Below are 13,599 nucleotides of genomic sequence, written 5' to 3' on the forward strand. Positions count from 1 at the left end.
AACTTATGGTAATATTATTTATTAAAAGGGGTGATATTTTTGAATTACAAAGTTCTAACACACGATGATTTCGATGATATAGTAGATATATCTCGAAACATTTGGGATGGCCATGACTATTTACCCAAAGTCTTTCACAAATGGGTTGATGATAAAGAAGGTTGTTTTATTGGATTAGTTAAAGAAGGTAAAGTTGTAGCAGTTGGTAAGTATACAGTTTTACCAGATAGACAAGGATGGCTTGAAGGACTTAGAGTACATATAGATTATAGGGGACAGCAACTTGCCCATGCTATTTCTGATATGCTATTTAATTTAGCAAGAGAAGATTTAAGAAATAATAAAATAACAAATATAGCAATGTGTACTCATATAGACACTCAAGCTAGTATAAAAATGATGGAAGCTAAGAATTTTTATTTAGCTCAGAGTTGCTTAATAGTTTTTAAAGATTATGATTTCATAAAAAAATCTAACTTAAATTTATTAGATTTTAAAGTTGAAAAATGGAATATTTCTTATGAAGAATTTAAAAATCTCGATTATTTTAAAACTTGTAATTATAAACTAACTTATGGATTTACATTTTTAAATATTTGCGAAAATATTTTTAATGATTTAGTTAAAAGTGATTCTTTATTAATAGTTAATGGTCATAAATGTATTATAAAAATGAAAGGATGTCCATCTATTATATGTATAGATAACACATTTGAAGGAATTAATGATGCTACTAATTATTCTTTATTGAAATGTAAATCAAAAGAGGCTGAAATTTATATAACAAATCCATATGATAATCTTATAAATCAGCTTAAAGAAAATAATTTTGAATCAATATCTAATTTTAAAAATGATTGTGTCTATTATGTTTATGATGAAAAATAAAATTTGCTTCGCTTGAGCGACTTCGTCCGTTGCTCATAAAAAAGGAGATATATCAAAATAGGTAGTGAATGATAAATATATAAGTTTTAGCGACATTTTGAAAGCATCTTTTAAGCTTTCATGGAGCGAAACTTATATATTTATCTATGAACACCCTAGTTTTTGGTATATCTCCTTAATTAATTTATTTTTTTAATATTACCTCCATCTTTTTATAAAGAGGTAATGTAATTACTGACATTAGTATTGCTTTAACTAAGTTAAATGGAGCTATCATCCAAATAACAAAACTCTTTAAATCTACTACATTAGGATTTATTACATGTCCCATATTTACTATAGCTTCCATAGGCATCACTTTCCCATAAAAAGGTAGTAGCATGTAATAGTTAGTTAAACACCCTATTACTATCATAACTATTGTTCCTAAGAAAAATCCTAAAAATAATCCCTTTATATTTCTTTTGTGTCTGTATGCTAATGATAAAATCACTACATATGAACCACCAATTAATAAGTTTGCTGTTTCACCTATCCAAGCTGTTGTTGATGCTGTCATTGCTTGGAATAAATTTTTAATAAGAACTATTGTAAAACCTGCTACTGGCCCTAATGCCATACCTCCAAATATAGCAGGAACATCTGATATATCTAGTTTTAAGAAATCAGGAAATATACCTGGAATAGGTATTGCTATAAACATTAAAATATAAGAAATTGCTGATAAAATAGCTACCTTTGTCATTGTATTTGTACTCATAGTTTTTTTATTGCTGAATATATTATCCATTTAAAAAACCTCCTAATTTTAATTTTAGGAAAAAGAAAAAGCCCAAAGAATCTCTTCGAGCTTAGTTTTTTAAGTATATTAAAACAATAATATCTTTCTTATACATATATACTAATCCTCTCTCATCCAGACTTTACTGTCGGCCTTGGAATCTCACCAAGTCATGCTACAAATGTAGCTCGCGGGCTATACCGCCGGTAGGGAATTTCACCCTGCCCCGAAGATCTTACGTGCTATTTAATTTTCCTTATATCTATATATTATTAATAAAATTTAAATATGTCAATATTAATTAAGCTTGTTTTCTATATACAACTTTTCCATCAATTATAGTATACAGGACATTGCTTTGAATTTCTAAAGGATTATTATCCCATATAACTATATCTGCATCTTTCCCAACTTCTATAGAACCTACCCTATTGTCTATCCCTAATGTTTTTGCAGGATTTATAGTTATTGCTTCTATAGCTTTTTTAGAATCCATTCCATGTTTAACCGCTATTCCTGCACATACAGGTAAGTAATGTAGAGGAACTACAGGATGATCTGTAGTTAGTGAAACTTGCATTCCTGCATTTGATAAAACCCCAGCTGTATCAAAAGTTAAATTTCTTAATTCTATTTTTGATCTTTCAGAAAGCGAAGGCCCGACTATAACTGGATACGCTTCTTCTACTAAATCTTCAACTATTAAATGCCCTTCTGTACAATGATCTAATGTTAACTTTAAATTGAATTCTTTTGCAATTCTTATCGCTGTAAACATGTCATCAGCTCTATGTGCATGTACTTTAAATGGAATTTCTCTATTTAATACTGGAAGTAAACTTTCCATTTTCATATCATAATCAGGCTTTTCATTTTCATCATCTTCTTCATGTAATCTTATATCTTCTAGATACTGCTCAGCTTCTTTTAATGTTTCTCTTAACATCGCAGCAATTGCCATTCTAGTTTGTGGAGCTTTTTCTTCTTGTCCATAACAACTTTTTGGATTTTCACCAAAAGCTATTTTTGATGCCACAGGATTTTTTATTATCATCTTATCTATTCTTCTACCAACAGTCTTTATAGCGATACATTGTCCTCCCATAACATTTGCACTTCCTGGTGTACTACATGCAGATGTAATTCCACCGTTTCTCGCTTCTTCAAAACTTCTTTCCATAGGATTTATTCCATCTATAGGATTTAAATGTGGTGTTATTGGATCTGTTTCTTCATTTCCATCAGCTCCCTCAAATCCCATACCATCTTCCCATAAACCTAAATGTGTATGAGCATCTATAAATCCAGGGAAAATTAAACTTCCATTTGCATCTATAACTTCTACATCTAATGGTGCAACTATATCTGCTCCAATTTCTATTATTTTCCCATTTTCAATAAGTATGTCACCCTTTATAATTCCATTAGTGACTGTGTTTATAATTCCATTTTTTATAAAAAGCATTTATTCCTCCTATACTTCTTTTATATCTTTCATAGTTAAAGAAACCTTTTGTGTTTTTAAATCTATCCCTATTACTTTTACATCTATTACATCCCCTACAGTTACTACTGTCATAGGATCTTTTACAAATTTATTACTCATTTGTGATTTATGAACTAAACCATCATTTTTTATTCCAATATCAACGAATGCTCCAAAATCTACAACATTCCTTACAGTTCCTTTTAAAACCATACCTTCTTTTATATCTTCAATTTTTAATACATCTGTTCTAAGTACAGGTTTAATCCCTTCTTCTCTTGGATCTCTTCCTGGTTTTTTTATTTCAGATATAATATCCTTTAAAGTAACAATTCCTACTTCTAATTCTTCACTTAATTTGTTTATTCCAATATCTGATATCTTAGAATCTATTTCATCTACATTTCTATTTTTTAAATCATTTAATGAGTATCCCAGTGTCTCCATTAAACTTTTACAAGTATCATAACTTTCAGGATGTACACCTGTATTGTCTAAAGGTTTTTTTGAATTTGTTATTCTCATAAACCCTGCACATTGAGTAAATGCTTGTGGCCCTAATCTTTTAACTTTTTTAATTTGAGCTCTTGATGTAAAATCTCCATTTTCTTCTCTATACTCAATTATATTTTTCGCTATAGTTTTGCTTATCCCTGCTACATGTTCAAGCAATGAATATGAAGCTGTATTTAAGTCTACACCTACAGAGTTTACTGCATCTTCTACAACTCCACTTAAAACTTCTTCTAATCTTTTTTTATTAAGATCATGTTGATATTGTCCTACTCCAATACTTTTAGGATCAATTTTCACTAACTCAGCTAAAGGGTCTTGCAATCTTCTTGCTATAGATATAGCTCCTCTTATAGATACATTTATGTCTGGATGTTCTTCATTAGCAAGCTCTGATGCTGAATATACAGATGCACCTGCTTCACTTACTATAGTGTATTGAACATTACCATTTATCTCACCTATCATTTCAGATACAAATTGTTCTGATTCTCTCGATGCGGTACCATTACCTATAGAAATTATATCTATATTATATTTTTCTATAAGTCCTTTTAAAGTCTGCTTTGCTCCATCTACATCATTTTGAGGTTTAGTTGGATATACAGTTGTATAATCTAATAACTTACCATTCTTATCTACAACAGCTATCTTGCATCCAGTTCTATATGCTGGGTCAAATCCCATAACCACTTTATCCTTTACAGGTGGTTGAAGTAGTAAGCTCTTAACATTTTGTCCAAAAACACTTATTGCTCTTTCATGTGCTAAATCAGTTAAATGATTTCTTATCTCTCTTTCTATCGAAGGGAATATAAGTCTTTTGTATGAATCTTCTATAGCAGAAATTATTTCTTCTTTATTTACTTGGTTATTTTTATTAACATATACATCAACTATATGGTTTATTACTTTTTCATTATTAATTTCTAATTTAACTTTTAAATATTCTTCTTTTTCTCCTCTATTTATAGCCAACACTCTATGAGGAGCTATAGTTTTCACAGATTCACTAAATTCGTAATACATATCATATACAGATTTTTCATCTTTTGAGTTTTTACTTGATATAACGCCTTCTCTTAAAGCTAACTCTCTTATATACTTTCTTAGCTTGGCATCTTCTGAAACTAATTCTGCTATTATATCCTTAGCTCCTTTTAATGCATCTTCTTCAGAGTTTACGTCTTTATCTTTATTTATATATTTCTTACATTCTAAATTTATATCTACTTTATCATTTAATATAGCTATAGCTAAATTTTCTAAACCTTTTTCTTTTGCAATAGTTGCTCTTGTTCTTTTCTTTTGTTTATATGGAGCATAAATATCTTCAACTTCTTGAAGCGTTTTAGCTATCTTTATATTTTTTAATATTTCATCCGTTAACTTACCTTGTTCATCTATTATCCTTTGTACATCATCTTTTCTACTTTGTAAATTTCTTAAATAAACTAATTTATCATAAAAAGCTCTAAGTATAACATCACTCATTTCACCAGTCATTTCTTTTCTATATCTGGCTATAAATGGTATAGTGTTTCCTTCATCTATAAGCTTTATAGTATTTTCAACTTGAGAATCTCTTAAGTTAAACTCTTCTTTTAATATTTTATTTATATCCAATTTAAATCCCTCCTAAAAAGGGGCGTGCCTCAAAATAAATAGATAAGAATAAATACATAAGTTTTGCGACCATTAAAACTATTTATGCTTTGGAAGCAAAACTTATGTATTTTTCATACTATTTTGAAACACACCCTTATGTTCTATACATTATTTACTTTAGTCATTTTTAAATATTCATTTATAAATAAATCTATATTACCATCCATAACACTGTCAACATTTCCTATCTCAGCATTTGTTCTGTGATCTTTTACTAACTTGTATGGTTGGAATACATAAGATCTTATTTGGCTTCCCCAAGTTATTTGAGAATATTTACCTTGTAAATCTTCTATAGTTTCCTTTTGTTCTAATTCTTTTAGCTCTATAAGTTTAGCCATTAACATTCTCATAGCAGTATCTTTATTACTGTGCTGAGATCTTTGATTTTGACACTGTACAACTACACCTGTTGGTATATGAGTTATCCTTACTGCAGAATCAGTAGTATTTATATGCTGTCCTCCAGCACCAGATGCTCTATATGTATCTACTTTTAAATCCGAAGGATTTATATCAATTTCTATACTTTCATCTAATTCTGGAATTACATCAATTGATGCAAAAGAAGTATGTCTTTTTCCAGATGGATCAAAAGGAGATATTCTTACAATTCTATGCACTCCTTTTTCACTTTTTAAATATCCATATGCATTAAGTCCTTCAATTTGTATAGTTGCACTTTTTATACCAGCTTCTGTGTCTGATTGTAAATCTAATGTTTTAACTTTAAATCCTTTAGAATTAGCCCATCTATCATACATTCTCAGTAACATTTCGGCCCAATCTTGAGCATCTAATCCACCTGTACCTGCATTTATAGATAAAATCGCATTGTTTCTATCATATTCTCCACTCAATAAAGTTTTTATTTTAACTTTATCAATCTCTTTCTCAAGTGAAGTTATTGTACTTTCAACTTCTTTCTCTAATGAATCATCAGCTTCTTCTTGAGCTAACTCAAGAAGTACTTCTGCATCTTCTACAGATGATTGTAGATGATTGTACTCATCTACAATATCTTTTAGATTTTTATTTTCTTGAAGTACACGCTGTGCTTTTTCATTATCATTCCAGAAGTCTTGTTCACTCATTATTTTTTCACTTCTAATAATTCTTTCATTCAGGCTTTCTATGTCAAAGAGAAGCCCTCAATTCTTCTATATTATTAGACATCTCTTCTATTCTATGTCTATATTCTTGTACATTAAGCATATACAACCTCCAAACTATCTACCGCAACACTTTTTATATTTTTTACCACTTCCACAAGGACATTCATCATTTCTTCCTGTTTCTTCATCTTTCTTAACAGGTTTATTTCCTTGACCTTCGTCTGCATTTGAAGATATTTTTTCTACATCTACTACTTGTTTTCTTTGTATCGGTTCTTCTATTGTAAAGTTATATAAATATCTTACAGTATCTTCTTGTATAGCTTTTGTCATATTATCAAACATGTCAAATCCTTCTAACTTATAAGCTACAACTGGGTCTTGCTGGCCTATAGCTCTAAGTCCGATACCTTGACGTAATTGATCCATGGCATCTATATGGTCTATCCAATAAGAGTCAACAGCTTGTAAAAGTATAACTCTCTCGATTTCTCTCATTCTTTCAGATCCAACCATATTTTCTTTTTCTTCATATATTTTTTTAGCTAAGTTATATACTGCGTCTATAACTTCTTCTTTTTTCATGTTTTCAAGATTTTCAGCTTCTAAGCTGCCTTTAGGCATAAACATATGATATAAATAATCTTTGTATGCATGTAAATCAAATCCTTGATCTGTCACATATATATCATATCCATCTGATATTATAGCCATTATCATTGTTTGAACTTGCTCTTCTAAGTCTTCACCTTCTAATACACGTCCTCTTTGTTCGTATATTATCTCTCTTTGTTTATTCATAACATCATCATATTGAAGAACGTGCTTTCTTATACCAAAGTTTCTTCCTTCAACTTTCTTTTGAGCATTTTCTATTGATTTAGTCAACATCTTAGCCTCTATAGGTGTTTCTTCATCTAATCCTATTTTTTCAACCATTCCAGAAATTCTATCACTTCCGAATAGTCTCATAAGCTCATCTTCTAAACTTATATAGAACCTTGAACTTCCTGGGTCCCCTTGACGACCAGCACGACCACGTAACTGATTATCAATTCTTCGAGATTCATGTCTTTCTGTACCTATTATAGCTAACCCGCCAGCTTCTCTAACTTTATTCTGCTCTTCTTCAGTTTGTAATTTATATTTTTTAAGTATTTTATCAAAATCAGACTTAGCTTTCACTATTTCATCAGTTAACTCTATACCTAAACTCTCTATATCAGCATCTACTTTGTTTATTATGTCCTCAGGGTATCCTATCTTCTTCATTTCTTTTTTAGTTAAGAATACAGGGTTCCCTCCTAAAACTATATCGGTACCACGACCTGCCATATTAGTGGCGATAGTTACTGCACCTAATCTACCTGCTTGAGCTACTATCTCTGCTTCTTTATGATGGTTTTTAGCATTTAATACTTCGTGCTTTACACCTTTTCTCTTTAAAAGCATAGATAGAACTTCAGATTTTTCTATAGATACTGTACCAACAAGTACTGGTTGATTATTCTTATGTCTTTCTATAATATCTTCAACGACTGCATTGAACTTTCCTAGTTCACTCTTATAAACACAATCTGCTAAATCTTCTCTTAATATAGGTTGGTTAGTTGGAATTTGTACAACATCCATTTTGTATATTGCTTTAAATTCTTCTTCTTCTGTTTTAGCTGTACCTGTCATTCCTGATAACTTATTGTACATTCTAAAGTAGTTTTGGAATGTTATAGTTGCTAAAGTCTTAGATTCTCTTTGTATTCTTAATCCTTCTTTAGCTTCAATTGCTTGATGTAATCCTTCAGAATATCTTCTACCAAACATAAGTCTTCCAGTAAATTCATCAACAATAACTATTTCGCCATCTCTTACAACATAATCTACATCTAACTTCATTATTTTATGAGCTTTTAATGCTTGATTTATATGATGGTATAACTCTATATGAGCTATATCTGTTATATTTTCAACATTAAAATAAACTTCTGCTTTTTGTATACCACTTTCAGTTAAAGAAACTGATTTTTGTTTTTCATCTATCTCATAGTTATCTTCTTTTAAAGTATGTACAAATGTATTTGCATCACCGTATAGATGTGTTGATTTATCTCCAGGTCCTGATATTATAAGAGGTGTTCTAGCTTCATCGACTAATATAGAGTCGACCTCATCGACTATTGCATAGTTTAATTCTCTTTGAACCTTTTGCTCTTTATGTATAACCATATTATCTTTTAGATAATCAAATCCATATTCATTGTTTGTTCCATAAGTTATATCACATTCATACTGTTCTTTTCTTTCTTGAGGATTTTGTCCATGGACTATAACCCCAACTGTCATTCCTAAAAACTCATATATTTTACCCATTTGCTCTTTATCACGTTTTGCTAGGTAATCATTTACTGTTACAACATGTACACCTTTACCAGTTAACGCATTTAAATAAACTGGAGCTGTTGCAACTAAAGTTTTACCTTCTCCAGTTTTCATCTCAGCTATTCTTCCTTGGTGAAGAACTATTCCACCTATAAGCTGAACTCTATATTGTCTCATCCCAAGTACTCTTTTTGAAGCTTCCCTTACAACCGCGAATGCTTCTGCTAATACGTCATCTACTGTTTCCCCATTATTAAGTCTATCTTTAAAAACATTAGTCATATTTTTTAATTCACTATCTGACATTCCTTGAAATTTCGATTCTAAAGCATCTATCTCATCAACTGTTTTGCTGAATTTTTTCATTTCTCTTTTATCAGCCATATTAAATATATTATCTAAAAAACCCATATACTTATCTCTCCTCGTCCATTATATGTATAATATACATTCTACCATAAAATCTTTGCATTTTATATTTAAAAAGCTATCGATTATTATTTTTATCGATAGCTTTAATAACTAATTTAAATTCTACGCTTGTTCTATCATTCCATAACCGCCATTTTTTCTTTTATACACTATTGATATATCATCAGTTTGAGTGTTTGTAAATATGAAAAAGTCATGTCCTAATAAATCCATTTGTAAAACTGCTTCTTCTGGACTCATTGGCTTCATATTAAATTTCTTATTTCTTTCTATTGAAATATTTATAGAATTTTCATTTTCATCATTTAACTCTTCTTCTGATAAATCTTCTATATGGCTAAATCTTATACTTTCATTTGATTGATGTTTATCTTGTACTCTTTTTTTATACTTTCTTAACTGAGTGTTTAACTTATCATATACTACATCTATAGCAGCATATAAATTTTCCTCTGTATCTTCTGCTCTTATTATAGGACCACTTATTGGTATTATAGTTACTTCTACTTTTTGTCTTGCCTTTTTAGCACTTACTGTAACTTTTACTTCTGTTTCTGGGTGAAGGTAGTAGTCTAATCTTTCTAATTTTTCTGCTACTGAATCCTTTATTGCATCTGTTAAATCCATTTGTTTCCCAGATATTTTTATATTCATAAGAACATCTCCCTTCAGGTATATATAAGTACAATAACTTATACTTATAATTTCTATGTTTAAATTCAATTTCCTTTATTTTTATTGTTAGCTTCTTGGAATCATAATATTCAAAGTAAATAAATTTATTTTTGTCGATTAATCGTAAACCTTGACCAACATGTGGATTGATTTATCATTATAACCTGTGGATAATGTGGATAAAAATGTTAATAAGTCTGTATTTATTTATTTTTACACATTCTTTACTCAATTTCTATCCACAGAACTAATGTTTATTTGTTATTAATTTGTTTATTGTTGTCATATTTTCGAATAAATTACAAAAAAATTGTATTTAAGCAAAAAAAAAGCACCTCTAAAGGTACTTTAGTAATATTTTAGCTGACCTGGTCTTTGCCCCCACACTCGCCTGCTGGAGATTTCGCTTGGGTTCGCCGCACTACTGACTCTCTCGATTTTAATATCGGCAGGTCTTACTTCTAAGCTGCACCATGATCATTAACCCCATTTTTAGGGTTAACTTACGTGGGTCCTTTCGCCTGCAACTGGCATGAACTTTCAACCACAGACCTAACACATTACTAATACATTTTAATATCTTAAGACTAATATGTCAATAACAATTTATTCTAGTTAAAAATGTACATATATAAATTTTTTTAACACCTTTAAGTTTCAATATTTTTGATATTTCATTTACAGTACTTCCCGTAGTAAATATATCATCTATAAGTAATACATTTTTATTTTTACATAAATTTATGCTCTTATAAAAACCAAATGCATTTTTTACCTCTCTCGATCTTTCTTCATTTGTTAATTTAAATAATTTAGTAGTATTCTTATTCCTGTATATAGAATCTAAAACCTTTATATTTTCTATTTTACCAAGCTTTTTTGCAATAAGTTTTGATTGGTTAAACCCTCTTTTTCTTTCCCTTTTCTTATGTAATGGAACATACAGTATGTAATCATAATTTATATTTTGAGTATCTAACTTTTCTTTCATTATCTTAGATATAATATTTGCCATAAATGTTTTATCATTGTATTTAAACCCAAATACTATCTTTTTACTAGTTTCACTATATTCTATACATCCTATAGCTTTTTCAAAATAATACGTTTTATTTATACAAGACGGGCATCCATTTAATAAGTCTTCAGGCTTTAATGTTTCTATAGTTTCATTTAATATAGTTTTTCCACATTTTATACATCCATCATTTATAAAATTTAGTTCATTGAAACAATCTTTACATAATGAGTATGTATTATTTTTACTAATAGGTTTATTGCATATAATACACTTAATATTTTCAGGATATATTATATCTAAAATTTTATAAAAAATTGATTTAATTTTTTATCAACACCCCTTCTTTTTTTAATCTATTCAATTTTTTACTTAAATTAGAGTGTCTATCATTTATCCTATTGTTTTTTATCATAAATTCTAAGTATTTAACATCTCCAACTAAAACTACTAATTGTTTAGCTCTAGTTACTGCTGTGTAAAGTAGATTTCTATTTAATAGCATAGGCGGAGCCCAAGTTACTGGAATTACAATAGCTGGAAATTCACTTCCCTGACTTTTGTGTATTGTAGTACAAAAACTGTGATCCAGTTCATCTAACTCAGAGTATTCATAAGACACTATTTTAGTTTTATCAAATAGAACATATATAATTTTATTTTCCTTATCTATATGATAAATATAACCTATATCTCCATTGTATATACCTTCTCCACTTTCACTCTTATCTTCATTTTCCCATTTTTTAGTATAATTATTTTTTATTTGCATAACTTTATCGCCAACTCTAAAAATCCTTTTTTGTAGTGTTTCTTCAACTTTAAACTTTTCTTCTTTATTTAAATATTTTTGTAACTCTATATTTAAATTTGTAACACCTAAATCACCCTTTCTCATAGGTGCAAGAACTTGTATATCTTGTAGCTTGTCTAAGTTATAAAATTTAGGTAGCCTTTGGCTAACTAATCCAACTATTTCTTCTAAAATTGCTTCATTTGTATCTTTTTTTATAAAGAAAAAATCTTTCCCTTTAACATTTAGGTGAAGTGGCAATCCTTTGTTTATTCTATGTGCATTTACAACTATCATACTTTCCTGAGCTTGTCTAAAAATCTCATTCAATCTAACAACATTTATAACATCTGAATCAATAATGTCTTTTAAAACATTTCCAGCTCCAACAGATGGTAACTGATCACTATCTCCAACTAAAATTAATCTAGTTCCTGGTTTTATTGCTTTTAATAAGCTATACATTAAAACAATATCTACCATCGAAACTTCATCAACAATAACTACATCTGCTTTTATAGGGTCTTCTTCATCTTTTAAAAAAACCAGTTCTTCTGAATCTGTTGCATATCCCATTTCTAAAAGCCTATGAATTGTTTTAGCATCTTTATTAGAAGTCTCACTCATCCTCTTTGCTGCTCTCCCTGTAGGTGCGGCTAAAAGAACTTCTTGTTTATTATTTTCAAATACTTTTATTATAGTATTTATAGTCGTCGTCTTTCCTGTTCCGGGACCTCCAGTAATAACTACTAATCCACCTTCAACAGCTTCTTTTACTGCTAATACTTGATTTGTAGCTAACTTTATATCAGTTTCTTTTTCTATATTTTCTATTTCTTCATCTATATCTATATTTAATTCTTTAAATTGAGATTGAGATAATTTTATGATTTGCTTACAAACTCCATTCTCAGATAGATAGTATGGTATTAGATATATGTGCTCTTCATCTCCAAAATTTCTTTCAATATGAATTTTTTGATCATAAGCTAAGCTTAAAATTGAATCTGAAATATATTCATTATCTACACCTAACAACTTGCTAGCTTCATCTATTAAGATATCCTTAGGTAAATATGTATGACCACTTCCTAAAGATTGATTTAATGTGTATAAGATACCTTGCATTATTCTATCTTTAGAAAATTTATCTATTCCTAAATTTGACGCTATTTTATCTGCTACTTTAAATCCTACTCCTCTTATATCTTCTGCTAACTTATATGGGTTTTTAGTTATTATATCTATTGCTTTATTCTTATATCTTTTATATATCTTTAAACAAAAATTAGGAGTTATTCCATAAGGAGATAAATGCATTATTATATTTCTTAATTCTCTATTTTCTTCATAACTTTTAGCTATCTGCTCAATTTTTTTGCTCCCTATACCCTCAACTTCTGAAAGCCTATGTGGAGAATTTTGAATAATATCCAAGGTATCTACTCCAAACTTTTCTATTATCCTCTTTGCCATCTTTTCTCCTATCCCTTTTATTACTCCAGAGGATAAGTATACATATATACCTTCTATAGATGATGGTGTCACTGGCAGAAATGAGTTAACCTCAAATTGAGTTCCATAAGTTTTATGATTTATCCACTTACCTTCAACTTCTATACTCTCTCCAACTGTTAAAGTAGGCATACATCCAACTATAACTATATCGTTATTTTCATTTGATAAATGAGCTATAACATATCCATTATCTTCATTTTTAAATATAATATCACTTACCATTCCTTCAATCTTTTCCATAAATAATCTCCTATAAAAATTCGATTCTCTTTAACAACTATGTATGTAAATTTTTTGCTCTCAAAAATAATCTATTAATTTAATTAATCTCACTGA

Annotated in this window: 9 protein-coding genes, 1 pseudogene and 1 riboswitch; of the genes and pseudogenes, 1 reads left to right on the plus strand and 9 read right to left on the minus strand. The window is 29.2% G+C overall.

The features are described from left to right. Positions 1 to 39: 39 nt before the first annotated feature. Positions 40 to 888, plus strand: a complete 849-nt coding sequence (locus ACN6I1_RS13575; RefSeq protein WP_419742223.1) for a GNAT family N-acetyltransferase — start codon at positions 40 to 42, stop codon at positions 886 to 888. Positions 889 to 1,072: 184 nt separating this feature from the next. Here the strand turns inward: ACN6I1_RS13575 and ACN6I1_RS13580 are convergent, their stop codons facing one another. The 9 genes and pseudogenes from ACN6I1_RS13580 to ACN6I1_RS13620 form a co-directional block, all read right to left on the minus strand. Next, positions 1,073 to 1,678: an ECF transporter S component gene (locus ACN6I1_RS13580; RefSeq protein WP_085283399.1), complete on the minus strand. Its 606-nt coding sequence runs from the start codon at positions 1,676 to 1,678 to the stop codon at positions 1,073 to 1,075. A 110-nt stretch (positions 1,679 to 1,788) separates the two neighbouring features. Continuing rightward, a riboswitch (FMN riboswitch) is annotated at positions 1,789 to 1,907 on the minus strand. A gap of 63 nt (positions 1,908 to 1,970) precedes the next feature. Next, a complete protein-coding gene (locus ACN6I1_RS13585) occupies positions 1,971 to 3,134 on the minus strand; it encodes an amidohydrolase (protein ID WP_419742224.1) in 1,164 nt (387 codons plus the stop codon). A gap of 9 nt (positions 3,135 to 3,143) precedes the next feature. Then, positions 3,144 to 5,294, minus strand: a complete 2,151-nt coding sequence (locus ACN6I1_RS13590) for a Tex family protein (protein ID WP_419742225.1) — start codon at positions 5,292 to 5,294, stop codon at positions 3,144 to 3,146. A 143-nt stretch (positions 5,295 to 5,437) separates the two neighbouring features. Then, a protein-coding gene (gene prfB / locus ACN6I1_RS13595; protein WP_419742226.1) for a peptide chain release factor 2 occupies positions 5,438 to 6,551 on the minus strand; the annotation gives its coding sequence in 2 pieces (ribosomal slippage) (positions 5,438 to 6,487 and positions 6,489 to 6,551; 1,113 coding nt in all). Positions 6,552 to 6,565: 14 nt separating this feature from the next. Continuing rightward, positions 6,566 to 9,238 carry a preprotein translocase subunit SecA gene (gene secA / locus ACN6I1_RS13600; protein ID WP_316707255.1) on the minus strand — a complete coding sequence of 891 codons (2,673 nt, stop codon included), beginning with the start codon at positions 9,236 to 9,238 and terminating at the stop codon, positions 6,566 to 6,568. A gap of 123 nt (positions 9,239 to 9,361) precedes the next feature. Continuing rightward, on the minus strand, positions 9,362 to 9,913 hold the full coding sequence (hpf, locus tag ACN6I1_RS13605) for a ribosome hibernation-promoting factor, HPF/YfiA family (RefSeq protein ID WP_114542376.1): 552 nt from the start codon (positions 9,911 to 9,913) through the stop codon (positions 9,362 to 9,364). 616 nt (positions 9,914 to 10,529) lie between these two features. Further along, positions 10,530 to 10,949, minus strand: a complete 420-nt coding sequence (locus ACN6I1_RS13610) for a ComF family protein (protein ID WP_226887884.1) — start codon at positions 10,947 to 10,949, stop codon at positions 10,530 to 10,532. Between the two features lie 168 nt (positions 10,950 to 11,117). After that, positions 11,118 to 11,279, minus strand: a pseudogene (locus ACN6I1_RS13615) (double zinc ribbon domain-containing protein); the annotation flags it as partial. Further along, positions 11,275 to 13,503, minus strand: coding sequence for an ATP-dependent RecD-like DNA helicase (locus tag ACN6I1_RS13620; RefSeq protein ID WP_025161479.1), 2,229 nt, complete (start codon positions 13,501 to 13,503; stop codon positions 11,275 to 11,277). The gene ACN6I1_RS13620 and the pseudogene ACN6I1_RS13615, both read right to left, overlap by 5 nt. Between the last annotated feature and the right edge of the window lie 96 nt (positions 13,504 to 13,599).

The sequence above is a fragment of the Paraclostridium dentum genome (assembly GCF_048568265.1).
GTDB lineage: Bacteria > Bacillota > Clostridia > Peptostreptococcales > Peptostreptococcaceae > Paraclostridium > Paraclostridium dentum.

Excerpts from the sequence above, each read along its gene's own strand:
- ACN6I1_RS13610 (WP_226887884.1), bottom strand. The coding sequence starts at position 10,949 with ATGGCAAATATTATATCTAAGATAATGAAAGAAAAGTTAGATACTCAA.
- ACN6I1_RS13580 (WP_085283399.1), bottom strand. The coding sequence starts at position 1,678 with ATGGATAATATATTCAGCAATAAAAAAACTATGAGTACAAATACAATG.
- ACN6I1_RS13620 (WP_025161479.1), bottom strand. The coding sequence starts at position 13,503 with ATGGAAAAGATTGAAGGAATGGTAAGTGATATTATATTTAAAAATGAA.
- hpf (WP_114542376.1), bottom strand. The coding sequence starts at position 9,913 with ATGAATATAAAAATATCTGGGAAACAAATGGATTTAACAGATGCAATA.
- ACN6I1_RS13585 (WP_419742224.1), bottom strand. The coding sequence starts at position 3,134 with ATGCTTTTTATAAAAAATGGAATTATAAACACAGTCACTAATGGAATT.
- secA (WP_316707255.1), bottom strand. The coding sequence starts at position 9,238 with ATGGGTTTTTTAGATAATATATTTAATATGGCTGATAAAAGAGAAATG.